The organism is Paenibacillus sp. GXUN7292 (assembly GCF_050864975.1).
GTDB lineage: Bacteria > Bacillota > Bacilli > Paenibacillales > Paenibacillaceae > Pristimantibacillus.
In genome coordinates, this window is record NZ_JBOZWO010000018.1 from 1 (window position 1) to 20,005 (window position 20,005).

Genomic DNA, 20,005 nt, shown 5'->3' on the forward strand with positions numbered 1-20,005 from the left:
TGTCTCCACACCTTGGATAAGTATGACGATGGAATGTAAGGGCATAGACCCGTCGAGCCATGGGATGGTAAACACCAGGGCGCTTGTGGAGTTTGTTTGCAGTAGAGTTAGGCAAAGAGGAATAGCTGAAGCAATTCCTCTGTTCCCGCATGCTCAGTCACTAGGCTAACGGCATCCGCTCCCAGCTTTCTCCACCTCCATATCTAATGAATGGTGATGAAATCCTGCGAATGAGTGAGTATATGTGAGATAAACCCTTAAAACCGAGGGACGGGCAGGTTAGTGCAACAAAATCGCTGTTTTTACGTATAGTATATAATTGGAAAAAGTGGATCGACAAGAATTACAGCCAAATGTCAATAATCTGCAATGGGGGTGAAGTGGAGTGACAATAAAAAGATCGTTTGGTTATGGATCATTTGCAATAGTTGTTCTATTTTTAGGGTTTTTATTTAATTTTAAATTTCAAAACGACTTCATGTTGAGCCATTATTTATTTAAGTTATTCAACTGGGATATATATACGAATGGAAGCCATGGATATCACATTCCATTTATGTCCGCTATTGTATTTTGGTTGCCAGCAGTGATGATTTCAAAGAAATATCCAAATGATTATGGAACGTCTTTGTGTTATAAGGTTGGAGGAATTATGTTAATCCTTAGTATTATCGTGTTTCTAGTTTACTTGTTAGGGACTCTTGTATAGAAACAAGTGATGCTTAAGGTTCGCTCTCTCGTTACGCTTACGGGACAGGTTAGTTCCAAAAACCAACCAGGACGAGGCTGTTTATACTGGGCCGTGTCATAAGTAGGGTTGCGGAATACCTTAAGGCAAGAACGGATCTAGGGGCATCTCTCTTATATCTCTTATATTTAGGTTAAACAATGGAGAAGATGTAGAAACTATAAAAATGAAATGTCAGATATGCTCTTGGACATGCAAAAAAGTATTATTCAAGGTGTTGACAATTTTACATTGCGGTATCGGGAATTGTCTAATAAACTACGGGAGTAACCTTTTTTTATTTGCTCTTACGAGCCTTTTTGAGAGATTTAAACCCTATTGGGTGATTCATTCTTTATTGAATGATTCTGCCTAATAGGTTTTTTGTTTTATACAAGCTATTAGTAGCTTTAACATATACATTACTTTTTAGGGGTTGAAGTTATGAATGTAACATATACGGAAAATATTGAGGGGAAAATGAACATTGATAATAATTCCGATTATCAAATGTTGATCTCGGTGATAGATCCCAAGTGGAGAAATAAGTGGGGGAATCTATCTACTGAGTTTAATGGAATGGAAGCTGCGGATATTATCGAACAATACGAAATGGATTTACTCCAAGACAATGAGGATTTCGCTAATGTAAAAATCAAAGCTCCTGATGAAATTGAATTTAATGACAATCCTCAACGGAATGATTTAATAGAAGTTCAACTTGATCAAGATGCGATTCAATTTTTAAAACAGATTTCAGGCGAAACCAATGTAAAGGATTTCACTCTATTCGAAGAAGACGAAGTAGGATAATGTCCAAGAGGAAGAGAGTAATAAAAAATCCGCTGTCCTTCTTTACTCGTTTTTTGGAAGACCATTTTTTACAGGACATCGATGGGTAGGTACTTTTGGTAGTGATAACGAAAAAAACTGATTCGTAGAAGTGATCCACGCCATCTGTGAACATTACGATGATCTTCTCGCAGAAGGTAAGCAAGAAAGAGAGAAAAACGGAGGTTTGAGGAGACCAGCGGGCGCGTGTTTATTGCATAATAAAAGTGCCGAAGATTGCAGCGTAAAAATGCTGAAGTAAAGTGCAAAAAAGGCACTTGCCAGTATCCCAAATCCCTCCTATCGTTAGGGTTGCGAAGACCAGACGAAGGAGACTGAAAGGATGCTGAAAATGCCTCAACAACAATATATCAAATTTTTACGTGAATCTGAAGACCTTTCAATAAATGAGATTTCAAAGCAAGCACGCATTCATTGGCGGACAGCCAAAAAATACGCAGATAAGACCAACTGGAACGAACGAACCGGTTGAAAAAAAGAAAAGAAGAAGCCCCGTCATGGAGCCATTTATGGACATCGTCGACACATGGCTAGAGGAAGATCGGCTGCTCCCTCGTAAACAGCGGCATACGGGGGTGCGCATCTTTCAGAGGCTGCGAGATGAACATCAATTTACAGGTGGACAACGAACCGTGCTCGCTTATGTAAGCAAACGAAAGAGCGAACTCGAGCTGGAACGAGCCAAAACCTATGAGCGCCTAGAACATCCACCGGGTGAAGCGCAAGTAGATTTCACCACCATGGAAGTTAGTAGGGGGCACCAGTTACTGACCTACAAGCTGTTGGTCGTATCCCTTCCTTACAGCAATGCAGCATTTGTGTACCCAACCCCGGCAGAGAACCAGGAGTGCTTTTTAGAAGCCCTGAAGCAATGCTTTGAACAAATGGGAGGCGTTCCGCAGCGGATCTGGTTCGACAATTTATCTGCTGCCGTTGTCCATATTGAAAAGCAAGGCGAGCGGCAATTAACGGATGGTTTTCAGCGCTTTTGCGCCCACTATCGCTTTGAAGCTGTTTTTTGCAACCCGTACAGCGGACATGAAAAAGGGCATGTCGAGAACAAATGCGGTTACTCCAAACGAAATTGGGCCGTTCCGATCCCTGTCTACGAAAGCCATGAGCAACTTGCCGCCACTTTTGCTGAGCAAGCGAGGCAGGATCGAAATCGAAAGCATTACGCCAAAGGCAGCAGCATAGCTGAACTGTGGGAAGAGGAACAAAAGAAGCTGCTCACCTTACCGGCAGTCCCATTTGAGGCGTTTCGCCTGACCGCTGCGGTGGTCAATAAATATGGTGAGATTCGTGTGGAGGAAACAACGGTTCCTCTGCTCGGCATGCTGTCGCCGGGGAGTGAGGTACTGATTCAAAAGTTTTGGGATCGTTTGGTCATCTTGAACAGCAGCCACCAGTTGGTACGAGAAATTCCTCGGCCATACACAGGGCGAACGGCGGACATCCCATGGCAACAGGTCTTCGCGAACTTACTGCGAAAGCCGCGAAGCGTCACGCATTCCTCGTTCATTCGCATGCTGCCCGAGGCGTTACAGCACTATGTAACCGTCACCGATCTGGATCTACGAAAAGAACGTCTTCGGGCGCTCACGCACTGGTGCAGCGTATATGCCATCGAACAGATTCAGGAAGCGTTCGATTTACTTGGTTCGGAAGTGAACGTGGAACGTGTCACTTCCATCCTAGGCATGAAATACGGGAGTCGGGATATACCGGCAACCCTTCAAGAAACGATTTCACCGCCAGGTACTCAAGCCGAGTTTTCATTGCAGCGTTATAACAGACTGACGGGAGTGTGCTGACATGAGGACGGAGTTAGTAGATTTGTGCCGACAGCTTCGGTTGGCTCATGTGGTAGATCATGTAGCGCTTCAACAGGACGAGCAAGTGAAGAGCATCGTGGAGCAATTGCTTACAGCGGAACTCGACGGACGACGCCGTGCCAAGCTAGGAAAGCTGGTGCAACAAGCAGGATTTCCGCACATTAAGACTTTCGAAGGCTATGTGTTCGACCACATTTCGTTTCCTGGCGGAAGCAGCCACGAGATAATCCGGGAGCTAGAGTGGCTGGAACGCAAAGAAAACCTGCTGCTCATGGGCGCGGTAGGTACAGGCAAGACGCATATGGCAACAGCTTTGGGCGTGGAAGCTTGTCGCCGGGGAAAGACGGTACAGTTTTACCGGGCGTCGGATCTGGTGGCTGTACTGCAAGAAAAGTTTGCATCAGGAGTGATAAGCCGATTCCGGGAAAAACTCAAAAAAGCGGATTTATTCATTTTAGACGAGGTAGGCTATGTGCCATTTAGCCAAACCGGCTCTGAGCTGTTGTTTAACGTCATCGCCGATTGTTATGAACGGCAAAGCGTGATTGTAACATCCAATTTGGAATTTGGCCAATGGACATCGGTGTTTGGTGATACCAAGTTGACCTCTGCGCTTGTGGATCGCTTGGTTCATCACGCTCATATTCTCTCCTTTACGGGTGAGAGTTTTCGCTTCAAGCAGGCAATGGATCGTATTCCCATGTAGCAAAAGGTTACTGGCAGGTCTCTTCGGCACTTTTGGCTGCAAAACTAAGCACTTTTCACTCGCAAAACACAGGCGCGGACGGAGCTCGTATGGCGCTTCACAAACCGGCCATTTTCCGGTTTCTTTGGGATACCCGCTTCGCATGGACTAGATCAAACAAAAAGTGTCTGGTTGCTCAAACAGCATTGTCCCGTTCTTTCTTCTCTTACAGACGCTTTAACAGCCAGTTTAGCTTTTAATAGACCTAAGTAGTTACAAAATATCTTATTTTTCTTCAAATTAAGAAAAAAACATAATAAAATTAATAGTTTTGACCTATGAAAATTATATAACTTATAAAATATCTTATTCTCCTACAAATTAAGACAAAAAAACATAATTAAATTAATAGTTTCGACCTATGGAAATTGTATGTATAATATGGAATAACTAGTATACAAATACAGATAATTTCCAGTAAACTGTGAAGTGCAACGCTAGTTACTCTACAATATTCCGTTTTAGAAGGTCATCTCATACACCATTGAAATTTACATATAAAACAAAAAAATTGGAGGGAATTACATGTCTAAAAAAATTATTTCTTTGTTCTTTTCGCTAGTACTTATTTTTTCACTGGCAAGTTCTTCGTTTGCTGATTCGGAGTCAATAACTCAGGACAAAAGTACGATTGATATGAAAACAGTTTCTGTTTTTGATGTTGTACCTCAAGAGTATATCGATGCAGTCAAGGGAAAATTTCAGTCCAAAGAAGAAGTGCTAAATGCTACTGGATTTAAGTCGGAAAAATCAAATATTACTACTAGTATGATGAAATTTGATAGTGGTTTTGATAATGGCGCAATCATAGTTGATAATTTAGATGAGTATGCAGCTCTACTGAGTTATTATGCTGATTTAGGGAAAAGTACAAACAACAGTCCTCTTTCTATTTCTCCTAGTTCGGCAAACAACACTAGTGCATTAAACAACACTAGTTCAAGTACCTATACTGATGTGGCTACCAAAACGATCTGGGGTGATGGACTTGCATTTGGTGCTAATCTTTCTTGGATTACAGGTTCTGTAAAAATAAAAAAAGATTCTAGTACGCACGAATATTTAGAAATTTTGGAGACGGGTAGCTCATTACATGGCTTTCATCCTGGTAACTCATGGACACACGTTCCAGCTAGAACAAGTCATGGGATTAATTCTGATAAAAAAACAGGCTGGGCAAGAATTGCAGGTGATAGAACGCTTACAATAATCGTTAAAGGGATTGGAGAAATTACTACACTGCCAGAGTCACATTATATGTCTTTTTAACATTTCTGTGTTGTACTTTTCATCAATATCAAAATACCACTTCGCATAAAGCAAGTGGTATTTTGATATTGATATAAAAGGAGCAGTACCTGTAATAATGCCTAAAGAAACCCTCTCGGAATTAGAGATGGCTTGAAGGGGGGATGCCATGATCAGTTAGGAACGCAGCATGTATGCCGGGTCGCGGAGTTCACGCACCTGATCGGAGTAATCGTCTACGGGCAGAGTGATGGCTATTTAATTAAAAGGAGGATTGATTACGCATGAATAATAATAATCATAAAGTTCCAAATAATATTGAAAATCGTTTAAATACAATTGAGAAGCAATTAAATTCGCAAAATAAAAGATGGAAGCTAATTAAGGTAGTAGTTTTAGTTATTTTAGCATTATTTTTATTATCTTTATTAATAGGGGTTGGTCAATTTTTATTAGGCGTTTTATAATTTCACTTATCGCAATGCGTCACAGCGACAATGGTCGAAGGGGCTTACTCCTTACATACACATAGCACGGGGCACTTTTGCGCTTACTGAAGGGGAACGAATTGTTCATTCTATTAATAATTTTGCGTTATGTATTCAAAATCACTAGTGTTGCATAAATGTTCTTTAAATCTTCCAAATTATCTGAAATTAAATATTTCGAACAAGAAAGAGAATTTATTTTATACAGGATATTTATATTCCTAAATTATAAAATGCTTCCAATTATATTTGAAGATAAGTCGAATTTGTACATTGATATCACACTTAATCCATATTCAAAAGAAGAGATTCCAATAAATTATCAAATGTATCCCCCTGCATTACATGATCTTGTAGTTATTGCGGTACGAGATACGGATAACACTTTAAGTAAAAAGGATTATGTTCCAGAGGGGGAATTCGTAAAATGGAGTAGAAGAACTGTGAATGGAGTTAATCAAGATATTCCAGATATTCAGTATAAAAGTATAGATATAACAAATCACTGCAATTGAGCTGATTACATTACCTTCAGATAGTCTATATTTATCAGATGGTCACGCTTTTAGAATTTCAATTTAGCTAAGTGCAAAAGTAATCGAAGAATGGAAGTTAGTAAAATTAGTGCTTGAAAATGATAATACTCGTGGATCATATACAAAAAAAATGAAAGTTAGTGCTATCCCTAAAGACTTTAATTGTGGAAAAAGGCTATATCCTTAAATAGAGTAATTATTCCCACTGACCATTTGGTCGGTGGGGTTTCTTATTTGGGCTTATTCGTTTGATATTAATTACTAAAATTAAAATTTGAAAATAATAGCTTAGCCCGGCTTCCGATTATATCGGCGCATGAGTTTACGAGCAGTTTTAGTAAGCAGCCTCAGGGTTTGGAGCTTTGAACTTTAGATACGCGAATGAGGGAAAACTTCGAGAGTCTTATTGGATGCACGGCAATTATCCTATTGTAGTTGAAGATTCATTCATGTCTTCCACATTAGTAAAAGAGCCGTTCGAATATTTTGAGCAAGCGAGCCGCTTTCTAATTTATATACAAGAATCAGCTATTCATTCTATTGCTTATTTTGAGAAAGCCGTTCTTTTTGAGTCTAATATGGCGTTCTTTTCATTGGATCGACCATCGCTGCCTTATTACGAAAGAGTGCTGCTTGATGCAGCAAAAATAAGGGGCTACCGCATCAGCAAGAAGGTAGATTGTGAAGAAGGGGTGCTTAGCAATGATGTATTCATGGAGGTTTCGCGTAAAGATTTGATCGGCCAGTATGTAGGGTGGACAGCGCCTATAGTGGCTAAACTATTTGAAGCTGCAAAGGGTGGAACGATATTCATTGATGAGGCTTACAGTTTAATGAATAATCGGCAAGCAGGCGGATATTCTGAGGAGGCATTGTCAGAAATTATTCGTCAAATGGAAAATAATCCAGATACATTAGTATTATTCGCAGGGTATCCGAAAGAGATGAAGTGGTTTATTGAGCATGCCAATCCTGGGTTGCGTTCAAGACTGACACATACGATTGAATTCAAAGATTACGAAGCAGAAGAATTATGCGGTATTTTCACATATTTAGCAAGTAATGAACAAATGAAAGTAGAGAGCATGGATGAGGCACATCATTGCATTCGAAGATTTATGCAACGCATGGCAGATTTGCCTTCGGCTAATTTAGGCAATGGACGATTGATGCGCCGTTTATTTAAGACAGCTATCAGCTATATGGCTGAGCGAGACGACAACGATCTGCAAACCTTGAAAACAGTAGATATTGAGCTTGCAGAGGACGAGATATGGCGGGCAGAACACAGTATTGCCAAACCCTCTACATCGATTGGGAAAATAGGATTCTATTAAAGGAGCTGCTTATACTATGCAAAATCAATTAGCGTTTTTACTATGTCTCGGGGCTTATGAGAATCAAAGAATGAGCTGGAATAAGCTCGGATTTACCAGCTCAATGCAAGCTTTTCCGGACAATGAGAAGCTTTGGGCGGAGGCCAGCGAGACGATGCCGTTGACAGATGCGATATATGAAATGATCGCCAAGCTTACTCCGGAATGCTTGGATGAAGTGGTAGACGGGACGCTGTTTCCGCCGGAGGACCCAAGCTATAAGCCGGAATGGCGCAATATTATTAGACGGGCATGTGACGAGGTGCAAATGAGGTTTACGCGGCACGGTGATCAGTTGAAATACACTTATAAAGCTTTTGAAAAAAATGAACGGTGCTGCTTATTGACAGAGGAACAAGTCGAAAAGCTGGCTCAGCTAAGCGTTGAGTTCGATAGCTATACAATGAAGGATATAGGAGAGTGAGTCATAATGAATAAAAATGAGTGGATGGAAAGACCTTTGTGGCTATGGGCTATTCTTCAGCTTCAAAACAGAAGCGATAGAGAGATTAGCATAGGCGAGGGATTTGTAATTTTGTTGGACAGGCTGGAGGCTGCTGGTACTGACATAGCACCGGTATTGTACGACGTTGATCAAATAGCCGATGCGCTAGCTCAATACAGCTCCTTTTCGGTTGAGCATGCGGATCATAAGCTTCGCTACTTCAGCGGATATGTGACCTCATTTTCTGCTTTATTGCGGGGAAGATCACGAGATAGGGATAATGAAAAACTGCTTGAGCTGTCAAAAGGAATATTTGACGCATTAGTTGGAGCATATAATTGGCTGGATGCCCATGAACTCAATAGCGATCTGCTGGATGGGGGTATAGAGTGTCTGCATCAATCTGTTCAGGGAATCATCCAAGCGATGAAGAGTGACGTACTGGATAATCATCCGAAATACTACAAGAGGGATGGCCAGTTGAATCCTGCTCATTTGGGAAACAAGGTGTTTTGCATCCATATGCTGGAGAAAATTGCGCAGCAATTGCAGCCGCCGCTCGGGAGGTTGCTGAATAAAGCTGTGGTATGGGAAGTGCCAGTTAGAACAAGCGAGCTGCGTAATTTGCTGGATTGGGATGCTAATTACGAAACGGAGGATCATTTTTTCTGGCGTGAAGAGCTGAACGATATAATGGGAATCGGAGGAATGTAAATGATAAACTCATTTTATGACTATATGATGGACCGGGTAGCAGGAGCTGGCTGTGGGATATACGGTGGCGCATCCCCGCAAATAGACGAGGAAGAGAATAGAAGCTTGCTATGGGCAGCCTATTTAGACTGGCTCGAATCTGTTCAATTTGACATTGGGCCAGTGTTGAAGATCACCAAGTATTTCAACCAGTTCATAGATGATTGTATAGGGAGCTTGCAAACGAAGAAGCCCACTATTGCAGCTGCGCTCCGTTATTGGAATGGATTAAACATCAGACAGCTGGAGTTGCTGCAAGATAATGATGAAGAAACGTTCGAAGAGCTGTATGGGCTCAGCCAGGGAGTATTCTATCGATACAAGCTGATGCGCCAAGCGCTGCTGGAGGCTGGAGAAGACGTAGATGAATTTGACTATGCTCTAGGCTCCATCCATCAAGAGATTTCTCTATTAGCGGATGAGCTTGAACGAATAACCCTGCGCAATTTCTATTCTGCCTTTAAAAAGAAGCAATATATTCAATTATCGGTATTATGCGAGGGCAGTGAATTTATGCGCAGCGCGGCAAGCAGCTTGCTGAATGCCGATGCGCCATCCGAACGAGAATATGACGTGAATCGTTTAATCTTATTGAATAGTGATTTAAACCTGTACTTATTCGACGATGATGAAAATGTACTGCTGCCTGAGGTTGTGGATATGCTTTATTCTGATCAGTGATTAGCTGAAGAGCCAGAAGTGATTTTTTTATTCATTGAAGTTAATATGATGATGCAGCCTCGCTTCGCTAAGAAGCGGGGTTTGTTTGCGAACATTTATTCGCTGACAGGCTGGTGTCCAAGAGAAGGATTAAGATAGGGGTACGAGGACGAACCGAAGGAGGGGGTAGTTCAAATGAAGCTCATCATAACGAAACATACTTTCGAACGTTATCAAGAGAGAGCAGCAACCTATCAATACGACTTCTATCAGTTTCAAAATCGTTTAAAGAAGGTTCCGCAAGATGAGATTTGTTTTTTAATGTGGAAAGGAAAACCTGCGGTCTGCTTTGATCAGACCTATTGGCGTTATGAGTTAGATGAAAAAACAGATACCGTTATTTTAATCACATGTCTTGGAATTTTGGAATATATCAGTCTTCGTAAGTGGGCGAATTATGTAACGGCCAAAAACAGCCGCGCTGCCAAGAAGATAAAGAAATCTATTCGGAGGAAGGAGATGCAAGATGAATCACACTGTCTTGTTTAACCATTCATGGAGTAAGCCATTTTTGCCGACAGGGGGAACGGAGAAGATTTATCTCCTCATCAGAGCTCATGGGGGCGAAGGGTCAAAAGACGCCAAAGACCGAGCTCCAATCAATCTTTCTCTAGTACTGGACCGCAGCGGGTCTATGTCCGGAGAACCATTGAGTTACAGCAAAAAAGCGTGTCAATTTGTAACAGAACAAATGAATGTCAATGACTTATTAAGTCTTGTAGCATTTGATGACCATGTCAGAACCGTTTTTATGCCTGTAAAAGTGGCGCACAAGGATTTGATCAAGCAGCGTATCGATTCAATCGAAGCGGGTGGAACAACGAATCTTAGCGGAGGATTAATAGAAGGTGCGCAACATGTTCTAAAGAACAAGGCCGATGGCATGGTAAACCGTGTGATTCTGTTGTCGGACGGTCATGCCAATGAAGGGATCACGGATCATGAGAAGCTTCTCGCAATTGCAAAGGAATACCGTTCTTCTGGTGTAGGGATCAGTGCTTTGGGTATCGGCGAAGGTTTCGATGAAGAATTAATGGAAGGCATTGCGGAGCATGGGGGTGGCAACTTCTACTATATTGATAAAGCGGAAAACATACCGGCGATTTTTCAGGAAGAGTTGCATGGGCTGCTTTCCGTAGTTGCTCAGAATGTAAAGCTTAAGTTGATTCCGTCAGAAGGAACACAAATTGCAGGACTCTATGGGTATCCGGCGGATAATCAAGCAGGGCATCCCGTAATCTACACCGGCGATTTTTATCAGGATGAAGTGAAATCTATTCTCGTAGAATTGGCTTTTCTTCCCCATTCGCAGGGTGAACATAATGTGCTCCAATTACATTGGGAGTACGTTGATGTGACGGAGAATGCTGCAGCTTGCAGCATCACCATTGATGTCAAGGCTGTTTTCACATCAGATATCAACTTGCTGCACGTGCCCGGAAACCCCGAAGTGCTACAGAAGGTTGAGCTGACCAAATCTGCGAAGGTTATCGAAGAAGCCATGGCGGCATTTGATCAAGGGGATATGGAACATGGCCAGAAACTGCTGAAAGCCCAGGCGGATCAAATGCTCCAAATGTCGGTGACCATGAACAGCCTGGTCATGGTCGAGGAATCAGCGAAGCTGTACAGTCATTTGGAAAATTTCGAGTATTCTAGTAAGAAGCGTAAGGAGCTTCATCAAGAAAAGTATCGCCGAATGAAACGAAAGCAGTGAATTCGTTCTTAGCGATAGATGTATATTATGGATCTTGATATTTAAGAAAAAGAATGTGCATCTAAAGTGAGGTGTATGTATGGACATTAATTTCTATTTTACTGTATTTGGGATTGCGTATATCCTCATTGGAATCTTTTACGCGTTAAAAGAAAGAGAAACCATTGAAGATTTTGAGAAAAAGTCACTCGAAAAATTGAAAGATAATGAGGAGTTGATTAAAGCAAGCTTGGATACCATTCAAGAATATAAAATCTGTATAGAGAATATAAAGGTACTGAGATAGCAGACACCGAAGCGGTGGAAATTGATAAAAATATTAAAAATATGTACAAATTAATAGCTAAGCTTGAAAATAAAAGCAAGAGTCTGAATATTGCTTCTCTACGGTGTTTTGTTGATGACAAAACCATACTGATCTTAATATTTATGGTAAGAATAGTGTTTTGGCTTCCGTGGATGTGTTATAAGGGGATAGATAAAATACTATCACTTAAACATTCAAAGGAAATGGCTCGTCTAAAAAAAGAAAAGAATGAATTAATGTTAGAACAACAATGGCTTCAAATAAAAAGGAGAGATTACACACAGAGATTAGCAGAAAGTAATTCATCGGCAGAAAAGACAGTCGAGGAAAAGGCTTAATATTCTAAAGATATGTGCAGAAATAACCTCAACCATGATACGATAGTAATAATGAGTATTACCTATTATGGGAAATTGAGGGGATTCTTATGATCGACAAAGTCATTCGCATTTTTAACATCATAAATGCAATTCAAGCAAACCCTGGAATATCGGCAAAAGATCTTGCTTTCAAATGCGAAGTGAACATTCGCACTATTTATAGGGATATGGATATACTTGAGCTAATTGCACCTGTTTCTAGAGAAGGAAGAGGCACAGGTTATCGCTTTATGGGTAAATTCTTCCTGTATCCTCTTAACTTTACTGAGCAGGAGGCACTGGTCTTTTCTTTGCTTCCATCCATGCTGGACAAAGAGAATCTACCGCCCGGTTTTGATACCGCATATGACAAGATTATGGGAACACATCGCAAGGAAAAGTCTCAATTGAATCATATTCTCGAAGATATTACAGGAATTATACAAATGGGTACTCCTGCCTACCGACAAGAGAATCCAAATTTCTTACAACCAATTATTCAAGCTATCTTGGAGCAGAAGACAATGGATACCATTTATCATGCTCAATATCGTAATGAAACGACGGAACGGAAAATTGATCCTTATTTTCTCATTCCGCGTGACCAGCGTTTTTACTTAATTGGTTATTGTCATTCAAAGCAAGGGATTAGGACGTTTCGAATTAGTCGCTTTCAAAAAGTAGAGATATTGAATCAATCTTTCGATAAAAGCGGTTTTAATATTAAGCAATACTTAAAAAATACTTGGTCTGTTGATCGCGGGGAAAAAAATACTACATTTAAAGTCCGGTTTAACGCCGAAGTAGCCCGCTATATCAAGGAAGAGGAGTTGTTTGTACATCCTCGCATGAAGGATCAGAAAGATGGCAGCCTTATCTTCGAAGTAACAGTCAATAACGAAAAAGAGTTTCTAAGATGGCTTTTGCAATACGGGGCTTCAGCTGAGATTCTAGAACCTAAGGCAGTTCGGGAATCACTCAAACAACAATTGTCAGAATGGATTAGAATGTATCAGTAATATTTCCTTACCTCGCAAAGTTACTTGCGAGGTATTTCGTTTTATAGAACGTATATTCGCTGACACCCTGCTGTCCATACTTATTTATATAATAGGGATAGTCTTAGTCGGAAAGAGGTGGGGAATATGGAGATTCCAGTTTACGTCGCAATTACAGGTTTGAACCATTATTATGGAACGAGTTTCTTAAAGCCGGGCCAGCTCGTACAGCTTATTAAAGATCCGGATAACCCATACGATCAGGAAGCCATAAGAGTGGAGATACCCCCAATCGGTAAAATTGGCTATGTTGCTAATAGTATATATACAGTGCCGAAAGGATGCAGAAGCGCCGGCCGTATTTATGATTCCTTTGAGCATCAAGTAGGCGGAATTGTACGTTTTGTGATAAAAGATACGGTTATTGTAGAACTAACTCCTAAATCTGAGGAAGTATTTATTATTAATTTGATTACAGATGTTACATTCTCAAGAAAATAATCTAATTACCTCAATTCTTCCCTATTGATGGAAGGTGATGGAGTGTTTGCTGGCGAAAGTAGGTATAATGGATTATGCGGGGAGGTTGAATTATGGATCTTATCGATCAGGTATATCAAAAAATCAATGAGGCTCCATTGACTCCAAAGGTGCTGTTGGCTGATACCTATGCTACAGGTAACCAACTGCTCGAACAGCTATGTAAACGTTATGGGGCGATTTATAACATAGAAGTACAGACACTTCGTGGAATAGTAACAGCAAGAGCGAAGTTAGAGTTATTTCGCAGAAAAATAAGTTTACTTGAAGAGGGTCAAGCTGTTTGGGTGGTCCGTCTATTGATGAAGCAAGTAGCCGAGGAAGATCCGGACAGCTACATCACGGGCTCTATGTTGAAGCCGGGTATTGTTAGTAAAGTTTATCGCGCCATCTTGGAAATGCGGCTTGGTGGTATCCATGCTGACGACGTTTATGCAGAGCAATTTACTAATTTAGATAAAGGTAATTATTTGAAACAATTACTCGTAAGATATGAAGCTTATCTTCAAGAACATAGACAGACGGACGAGGCAGGATTGACCGAATATTTGAAGCAGGGAGCGGGCGATATCGTCTATTTGGCCGTTACACCGACAGGGTGGACGCAGGTGGAGCAACGTATGATCGACAAGATATCTGGCGGCCGCTTATGCTATTTTGATTCGGAAGCTCCTTTTTACATAAACGAAAATTTTTCAATGAATGGATTCAACATGTTTCGAGCAACCGGAAGCTTAGCGGAAATCCGAGAAGGATTTCGCAGAATACTTTCAGGAGCCTTGGCTCTTGATCAGACGGAAATTATTGTTTCTAATTATGAACAATATGCACCCATTATTTACTCGCAAGCCAAAACATTAGGGGTTACATGTACGTTCTCCAATGGACTGCCGCTAGTATTTTGCTCTGCTGGCAAAGCAGCTATCGGGATATTGAATTGGATTGAGGAAGATTACCCAGTAAAGAGGCTCACTGAAATGCTCCGACATGGTTATATATCTATTGCAGATGTACAGTGGTCCCGCGGTGCTTGGGTTCACATGCTGGAGAAATCTGGAGTAGGCTGGGGAAGAGAAAGATATGTTGCACTTCTGAGTCCAGACAGAATGAGTGAAGAAGATCAAGAGCAAGGTGCAGTTTTGTATGAAATAATGAACGGTTTGTTTAATGGAATACCCGAAGGAAATGAATGGAATCCGCTCTTACTGTTAAGTTGGGTGACAGATTTTGTTCAAAAATACGTTCCGGTTCAGTCACCGGATGATGCCAGTGTTGGGGAAGCCTTGAAGGAGCTCAATCAACGCTACATAAAAAGTCCGTCAGAACCTATGCCGATAGATTTAGCTATTAAGTATGTGAAGGAACTATTAAGCAGAATTCGGATACATGTCTCATCGACACCAAAACCTGGTGCTATCTTTGTCAGCTCCTTGCATAATGGCGGATATAGCGGGAGAGAGCAAACTTGGATAGCAGGCATGGATGAGCGAGCTTGGAGTATAGCAGCAGTACAAGATCCGCTGCTATTGGATCAAGAGCGCATTGCGTTGTCATTGAGCTTAGAAACAATAGGAGAACGCGCCAAAAAGGCTAGGTGCGAACGTGAATCCAGACTCTCTTTGATACGGGGAGAAGTATGGTTAAGCTATTCTTCTTATGATACCGCTGAACAGAAGATCCAAAGCCCGGCGTTTGAAATGCTTCAAATTTTACGCCTGCAGTCAAAAAATCCTTCTTTGGATTTTGGCGCATTGGAGCATTCTTTAGAAGAACCACACAGTGTAATGGATATACTGCATGCATCTGATCGCTTTGTCCCGCTTGATGGAATGGATGCGTGGGCTCAAGTGCTGAGGAATGCGGATGGCAATAGTAAGAATGGAATGAGATCCATACTTGTCACGTATCCTGCCCTTGCGCAAGGGTACTCAGCTCAAATTCATCGCTCAGGCGAAGAGCTTTCTGCTTATGATGGGTGGTTAGAAGCGGATCCCTTTGCCATTCTTGAAGAACCAGAAGCAGGTAATGGTATTAGCTCCAGCACCGTAAGCGTAAGTCAATTGGAGAAATATGCGAGTTGCGGGCTGCAATATTATTTTTATTACATACTGAAGCTTCGCCCGAAGGAGATTACAGAGTTCGATCGTACTCGCTGGCTGCAAGCCAGCGAAAGAGGGACATTGCTGCATGATGTTTTCAGAAGGTATTTAGAAGAAGTTACGGATCAGGGGAAGAGACCTGCTCAACATAATAAAACCCGATTGGATGAAATCGTAGAAACAATCATTAGAGAGAGTGCTCTGTCTATTCCTGCACCTAGTATGCATGTATTCACCAAGGAATGTGAAGAGATCCGGCGTGATGCAGAAGTATTTTATCGCAGTGAAGTCGATAAAACAGATCAACCATTCCTATTCGAATTGGAGCTCACAACACATAATGGAGAGCCGATAGAGGTTCTTTTGTCTAGCGGGATTCGCATAAAGCTGAAAGGCTTCGTCGACCGAGTTGATCGCATCGGACCTCATGAGTACCGCATTATCGATTACAAAACAGGCAGTACTAGCAAATATAAGGACTCGGATTATTTCTGTGGAGGTACACAGCTGCAACATGCATTGTACTCGCTCGCAGCAGAGCAGTGGCTTCGTGAGACAGGCATGGATCCGGAAGCTAGAGTTGTAGAAGCTGAATATAGTTTTCCAACTGAGCGCGGGCGGGGCGAATACGTAAGGCGAACCCAGAACCGGAGAGAAGAAATGGCTGTCATCGTTGCAAAGCTGCTGGAATCTCGAAATAGTGGAATCTACATCCCAGCTAAAGATTCGAAGATATGCCAATGGTGTGATTATCAGGCTGTTTGTGGTCCTCATTCTGAATGGATGGAGATGAAGCGAAATTCATCTATGAACGAGGATGTATTGAGCAGATTGCTGGAGGTGGAGGGTATTGACTGAGCAAAAGGTGCGGCTGGCGCCTGCTGACCAAGCAGACCGTGATCGGATTGCAGACGATTTAGATACGACATTTCTTGTTGAGGCGGGAGCTGGATCAGGCAAAACGACCAGTTTGGTTGGCAGGCTTCTTGCACTGATCGAATCAGGTACTAGAGTCGACCAAATTGCAGCCATTACATTTACCAATAAAGCTGCGGATGAGCTAAAGGAACGTTTCCGGCTGGCATTGGAAAAAGCTTTTCGGAGAGCAGAGGAGCAATCTTTGGAGCACGAGCGGTTGTTCGAAGCGATTGGAATCTTGACCTCATATTTATCGGTACGATACATTCGTTCTGCGGATCGCTCTTACGTGAACGGCCGATTGAGGCAGGGCTAGATCCTTCCTTTGAAGAAATGGACGAAGAAAGCGATATGCAATTTCGGGCAAGCTGCTGGGATGCTTATATGGCAGAGCTTGAGGGTGAGGCACGAATCCAATTCGAACAATTATTGTCTCTCCGCGTTGATGTTAATACACTTCGAGATGTATATGATCGCGTGTCATTGTTTACTGACGTCGAGCTTCCTTGCGAGGAGCGGGAGCAGCCACGATTTGATCGCATTCGGGATACATTATTCCCATTAATCGATGCTGCGGCGCCCTATATTCCAACTACCCAGCCTGAAAAGGGCTGGGATGCGGTTCAAAAGCTTGTTCGACAGACACGTCAGAAGATGCGGTACATCGACTTGTCGGATGATATGCGGATCCTCGAGACCGCAAAGGAGTTTGACCGCAAACTCGATGTGACGCTTAACAGGTGGACATCGAAAGAACACGCCGGTGAAATGAAGAAGCTTTTTTCTGATTGGCAAATCAATGTACTTTTTCCGTTCCTACAGGAATGGCGTGAATATATGTATCCGAAGCTGATCCGTTTCGTTCTGCCTATACTCAATTATTGCAAGGATTGCCGCTACGATGCAGGAAAAGTGAATTTCCAAGACTTGCTCATGGAAGCTGCTAATCTGGTGCGAGAAAATAGCGAAGTAAGAGCGTATTTCGCAGAACGATATCCGAGGCTGCTTGTTGATGAATTTCAGGATACGGATCCGATTCAAGCTGAGCTGATGTTTTTGCTTACAGGAACTTCAGAGCATGGGGGATTCGAGAAAGACTGGCGGAAGCTTACACCTCAGCCGGGTTCTTTGTTCGTGGTTGGGGATCCCAAGCAGTCGATTTATCGTTTCCGCAGGGCGGATATTTCTATATATAACGAAGTCAAGGCGAGGATCGAGGAGTGTGGCTCGATTTTAAAATTAACAGCCAATTTCCGCTCCGCACAATCCATCGGTGATTTCATAAACGGCCAGTTTGTCGGCAAACTTCCGCCTTCAGAATCGGAGCATCAAGCTGCGTTTGTTAGGATGGAGACATGTGCAGACGATCCTAAAAGCGTTCATAATACGCCACATGGTATCTACGTGCTTAATTATCCCAAAATGACAGGCGGTAAAGCTGCAGTTGCACAAGCGGATGCTGAGCAAATCGCACAATATATCTCTTGGGCGTGTCATAATGGTAATTTGCAGATTACAGAACGTGATGGAGGAAGCCGAGATGCGGTTCCGAGTGACTTTTTAATATTAACAAAAACAAGGGAGTTCATCCATGTATACGCGGAGCAATTGGACTTATGCGGCGTCCCAGCAGATACTTCTGGCAGCTCAACGATATATGAAGAACAGCTGGCACTATTGCAGCTAGCCCGCTGCTTAGAAGATTCAGCAGATAAACCGGCATTGCTTGCGGTGATGAGAGGAATGCTGTTCGGCTTAAGCGATCGGCAGCTATGGGCATACAAGCAGGAAGGCTTTCGGTTCTCGTTATTTAACTTGCCAGAGCTGGAGGCATGCGGCGATGAGGCAAGAGCAGTAGTTGTTGTTCTTAAAAGGTTAAAACTATATCTGGATTGGACTCGCACGTTAAGCGCGGCGGCAGCTTTTAGTAATATTGTTGATGATCTAGGTGTGCTGCCTTACGTATCGGAGTTACCCTCGGGGTCGGTTCGTGCAGGAACATTGGTGAGAATGCTGCAAATGCTTTATAGCGATTTGGCGGCAAGCTCTAGCTGGACGGTGCTATGTCAGATGATTGAGAGTATGCTCTCCGGCCGAGGAATGGAGACCTCTAGTCTATTCGCCGGCGGCAATCAAGCCGTTCGCATAATGAATCTGCATAAAGCCAAGGGACTAGAAGCATCCGTTGTGTTCTTGGCATGTCCTTGCGGGGAGTCCGATCATGATGCGACACAGTATATAGATCGGACCAATGATCCGGCTGCAGGCTATTTTACCATTAGTAAATCGAGTGGGTCGTTTAAAACGGAGCTGATCGCTCATCCCATAGGTTGGAATGAAATGAACGAGCGGGAGCGTGCTTTTTCAAGTGCGGAGAAAGACCGGCTGCTATATGTCGCCGCTACGCGTCCGAAGCAAATACTCGTTATTAGCTTGTATCCTGATCAACCGGCAAAGTGCCCTTGGACTCCGCTTATGGATGGTATGGATGTTGCACGCGAGTTGGATGTACCTGCGATGAAGCCGGAGAAAAAGACTGAATTGACAATTGGGGCGGATTTACAAAACGTGATGGAGGTTCGGAATCAGAGGTTAGATGCGATTAGTGAGCCTACTTACGCGGTGCTGTCAGTAACCGACCAGACCAAATCAATCGGCGATATGCCAGAATGGTCCGCAGATGGCAAAGGTATGGCATTCGGGAGCGTCGTTCACCGGGCTATTGAAATGCTCGGTAAAGGATTGCCGGAGCAGGAACTTGGAGATGCGGTATGCTTTTTAGCGGATGAGGAAGGCATGCCTTCGGAGTATATCAGCGAAGCTGTTTGGGCAATAGAAGATGTGCTGGGCAGCGAGCTTTGGCAGCGTAGTCTGCGTGCGCGTCGGCGGTTGTTCGAGGTACCTGTGATGATTCGCAAACGGGCTGATGAAGTTAGCTTGTTTAGCGATGTTAGGGGTGTCGCACAAGAGGTTGCAGCTGCTTCGGAAGGAACAGCTTCGATTGAGCATGTCTATGTTCGTGGGGTTATCGACTTCCTTTTCGAGGAAGAAGACGGTTGGGTCATCGTTGACTTTAAGACTGATAGTGTAACAGAAGAAAAGCTCCAGACTTTCATTGAGTTCTACCGTCCGCAGGTGCAGGTTTATGCGTCGGAATGGGAAGAGACTTTTGGTTATAAGGTGAAAGAAGCTGGGCTGCTCTTTACGGGACAAAGGTGCTATGTGAAGCTATCCTGACATTCTAGGATGCATATACTTAGGTAGTCTCAATTGCGTGAAGTGGTAATGTATGACCGCAAAAACAAGGACATTCCTAATACATTGTCGAAATGAAAAGGGTTA

General features: G+C 42.6%; 20 protein-coding genes. All 20 read left to right on the plus strand.

Annotated features, from left to right (window positions below; all coding sequences use genetic code 11):
- Positions 1 to 1,171 precede the first annotated feature (1,171 nt).
- The 20 genes from ACRRU2_RS15475 to ACRRU2_RS15570 all read left to right on the plus strand — a co-directional run bounded on the left by ACRRU2_RS15475 (position 1,172) and on the right by ACRRU2_RS15570 (position 19,900).
- On the plus strand, positions 1,172 to 1,540 hold the full coding sequence (locus ACRRU2_RS15475; RefSeq protein ID WP_432503010.1) for a hypothetical protein: 369 nt from the start codon (positions 1,172 to 1,174) through the stop codon (positions 1,538 to 1,540).
- Between the two features lie 361 nt (positions 1,541 to 1,901).
- The gene (locus tag ACRRU2_RS15480; protein ID WP_432503013.1) at positions 1,902 to 2,051 is read left to right on the plus strand and encodes a hypothetical protein; all 150 of its coding nucleotides are present in this window, start codon (positions 1,902 to 1,904) and stop codon (positions 2,049 to 2,051) included.
- A gap of 25 nt (positions 2,052 to 2,076) precedes the next feature.
- The gene (gene istA, locus ACRRU2_RS15485; protein WP_432503015.1) at positions 2,077 to 3,393 is read left to right on the plus strand and encodes an IS21 family transposase; all 1,317 of its coding nucleotides are present in this window, start codon (positions 2,077 to 2,079) and stop codon (positions 3,391 to 3,393) included.
- Position 3,394: 1 nt separating this feature from the next.
- Complete coding sequence (istB, locus tag ACRRU2_RS15490) at positions 3,395 to 4,120, plus strand: IS21-like element helper ATPase IstB (RefSeq protein ID WP_432503017.1); 726 nt, start codon at positions 3,395 to 3,397, stop codon at positions 4,118 to 4,120.
- A gap of 564 nt (positions 4,121 to 4,684) precedes the next feature.
- Positions 4,685 to 5,428: a hypothetical protein gene (locus ACRRU2_RS15495; protein WP_432503019.1), complete on the plus strand. Its 744-nt coding sequence runs from the start codon at positions 4,685 to 4,687 to the stop codon at positions 5,426 to 5,428.
- 263 nt (positions 5,429 to 5,691) lie between these two features.
- The gene (locus ACRRU2_RS15500; protein ID WP_432503021.1) at positions 5,692 to 5,874 is read left to right on the plus strand and encodes a hypothetical protein; all 183 of its coding nucleotides are present in this window, start codon (positions 5,692 to 5,694) and stop codon (positions 5,872 to 5,874) included.
- Between the two features lie 158 nt (positions 5,875 to 6,032).
- On the plus strand, positions 6,033 to 6,410 hold the full coding sequence (locus ACRRU2_RS15505; RefSeq protein WP_432503023.1) for a hypothetical protein: 378 nt from the start codon (positions 6,033 to 6,035) through the stop codon (positions 6,408 to 6,410).
- A 431-nt stretch (positions 6,411 to 6,841) separates the two neighbouring features.
- Entirely contained in the window at positions 6,842 to 7,768 is a 927-nt protein-coding gene (locus ACRRU2_RS15510) for an AAA family ATPase (protein ID WP_432503026.1), read from the plus strand.
- A 16-nt stretch (positions 7,769 to 7,784) separates the two neighbouring features.
- Complete coding sequence (locus ACRRU2_RS15515; protein WP_432503028.1) at positions 7,785 to 8,231, plus strand: hypothetical protein; 447 nt, start codon at positions 7,785 to 7,787, stop codon at positions 8,229 to 8,231.
- 6 nt (positions 8,232 to 8,237) lie between these two features.
- Complete coding sequence (locus ACRRU2_RS15520) at positions 8,238 to 8,966, plus strand: hypothetical protein (protein ID WP_432503031.1); 729 nt, start codon at positions 8,238 to 8,240, stop codon at positions 8,964 to 8,966.
- Positions 8,967 to 9,686 (plus strand): hypothetical protein, encoded by a 720-nt coding sequence (locus ACRRU2_RS15525; protein ID WP_432503033.1) that lies wholly within the window; start codon positions 8,967 to 8,969, stop codon positions 9,684 to 9,686.
- Positions 9,687 to 9,860: 174 nt separating this feature from the next.
- Positions 9,861 to 10,214 carry a hypothetical protein gene (locus ACRRU2_RS15530; protein ID WP_432503035.1) on the plus strand — a complete coding sequence of 118 codons (354 nt, stop codon included), beginning with the start codon at positions 9,861 to 9,863 and terminating at the stop codon, positions 10,212 to 10,214.
- On the plus strand, positions 10,192 to 11,442 hold the full coding sequence (locus tag ACRRU2_RS15535; protein WP_432503038.1) for a vWA domain-containing protein: 1,251 nt from the start codon (positions 10,192 to 10,194) through the stop codon (positions 11,440 to 11,442). Before ACRRU2_RS15530 ends, ACRRU2_RS15535 begins: the two co-directional genes overlap by 23 nt.
- 79 nt (positions 11,443 to 11,521) lie before the next feature.
- The gene (locus tag ACRRU2_RS15540) at positions 11,522 to 11,728 is read left to right on the plus strand and encodes a hypothetical protein (RefSeq protein ID WP_432503040.1); all 207 of its coding nucleotides are present in this window, start codon (positions 11,522 to 11,524) and stop codon (positions 11,726 to 11,728) included.
- 14 nt (positions 11,729 to 11,742) lie between these two features.
- Complete coding sequence (locus ACRRU2_RS15545; RefSeq protein WP_432503042.1) at positions 11,743 to 12,087, plus strand: hypothetical protein; 345 nt, start codon at positions 11,743 to 11,745, stop codon at positions 12,085 to 12,087.
- An 89-nt stretch (positions 12,088 to 12,176) separates the two neighbouring features.
- Positions 12,177 to 13,127 carry a helix-turn-helix transcriptional regulator gene (locus tag ACRRU2_RS15550; protein WP_432503044.1) on the plus strand — a complete coding sequence of 317 codons (951 nt, stop codon included), beginning with the start codon at positions 12,177 to 12,179 and terminating at the stop codon, positions 13,125 to 13,127.
- A gap of 126 nt (positions 13,128 to 13,253) precedes the next feature.
- Positions 13,254 to 13,607 (plus strand): HIRAN domain-containing protein, encoded by a 354-nt coding sequence (locus ACRRU2_RS15555; RefSeq protein WP_432503046.1) that lies wholly within the window; start codon positions 13,254 to 13,256, stop codon positions 13,605 to 13,607.
- A 92-nt stretch (positions 13,608 to 13,699) separates the two neighbouring features.
- The gene (locus ACRRU2_RS15560; protein WP_432503048.1) at positions 13,700 to 16,603 is read left to right on the plus strand and encodes a PD-(D/E)XK nuclease family protein; all 2,904 of its coding nucleotides are present in this window, start codon (positions 13,700 to 13,702) and stop codon (positions 16,601 to 16,603) included.
- Positions 16,596 to 16,979 (plus strand): UvrD-helicase domain-containing protein, encoded by a 384-nt coding sequence (locus ACRRU2_RS15565; protein ID WP_432503050.1) that lies wholly within the window; start codon positions 16,596 to 16,598, stop codon positions 16,977 to 16,979. Before ACRRU2_RS15560 ends, ACRRU2_RS15565 begins: the two co-directional genes overlap by 8 nt.
- On the plus strand, positions 16,925 to 19,900 hold the full coding sequence (locus ACRRU2_RS15570) for a UvrD-helicase domain-containing protein (RefSeq protein ID WP_432503169.1): 2,976 nt from the start codon (positions 16,925 to 16,927) through the stop codon (positions 19,898 to 19,900). The genes ACRRU2_RS15565 and ACRRU2_RS15570 overlap by 55 nt, the downstream gene beginning before the upstream one ends.
- Positions 19,901 to 20,005 lie beyond the last annotated feature (105 nt).

Coding starts and splice junctions, on each gene's coding strand:
- ACRRU2_RS15475 (WP_432503010.1), top strand. CDS start 1,172: ATGAATGTAACATATACGGAAAATATTGAGGGGAAAATGAACATTGAT.
- ACRRU2_RS15480 (WP_432503013.1), top strand. CDS start 1,902: ATGCTGAAAATGCCTCAACAACAATATATCAAATTTTTACGTGAATCT.
- istA (WP_432503015.1), top strand. CDS start 2,077: ATGGAGCCATTTATGGACATCGTCGACACATGGCTAGAGGAAGATCGG.
- istB (WP_432503017.1), top strand. CDS start 3,395: ATGAGGACGGAGTTAGTAGATTTGTGCCGACAGCTTCGGTTGGCTCAT.
- ACRRU2_RS15495 (WP_432503019.1), top strand. CDS start 4,685: ATGTCTAAAAAAATTATTTCTTTGTTCTTTTCGCTAGTACTTATTTTT.
- ACRRU2_RS15500 (WP_432503021.1), top strand. CDS start 5,692: ATGAATAATAATAATCATAAAGTTCCAAATAATATTGAAAATCGTTTA.
- ACRRU2_RS15505 (WP_432503023.1), top strand. CDS start 6,033: ATGTTCTTTAAATCTTCCAAATTATCTGAAATTAAATATTTCGAACAA.
- ACRRU2_RS15510 (WP_432503026.1), top strand. CDS start 6,842: ATGCACGGCAATTATCCTATTGTAGTTGAAGATTCATTCATGTCTTCC.
- ACRRU2_RS15515 (WP_432503028.1), top strand. CDS start 7,785: ATGCAAAATCAATTAGCGTTTTTACTATGTCTCGGGGCTTATGAGAAT.
- ACRRU2_RS15520 (WP_432503031.1), top strand. CDS start 8,238: ATGAATAAAAATGAGTGGATGGAAAGACCTTTGTGGCTATGGGCTATT.
- ACRRU2_RS15525 (WP_432503033.1), top strand. CDS start 8,967: ATGATAAACTCATTTTATGACTATATGATGGACCGGGTAGCAGGAGCT.
- ACRRU2_RS15530 (WP_432503035.1), top strand. CDS start 9,861: ATGAAGCTCATCATAACGAAACATACTTTCGAACGTTATCAAGAGAGA.
- ACRRU2_RS15535 (WP_432503038.1), top strand. CDS start 10,192: ATGAATCACACTGTCTTGTTTAACCATTCATGGAGTAAGCCATTTTTG.
- ACRRU2_RS15540 (WP_432503040.1), top strand. CDS start 11,522: ATGGACATTAATTTCTATTTTACTGTATTTGGGATTGCGTATATCCTC.
- ACRRU2_RS15550 (WP_432503044.1), top strand. CDS start 12,177: ATGATCGACAAAGTCATTCGCATTTTTAACATCATAAATGCAATTCAA.
- ACRRU2_RS15555 (WP_432503046.1), top strand. CDS start 13,254: ATGGAGATTCCAGTTTACGTCGCAATTACAGGTTTGAACCATTATTAT.
- ACRRU2_RS15560 (WP_432503048.1), top strand. CDS start 13,700: ATGGATCTTATCGATCAGGTATATCAAAAAATCAATGAGGCTCCATTG.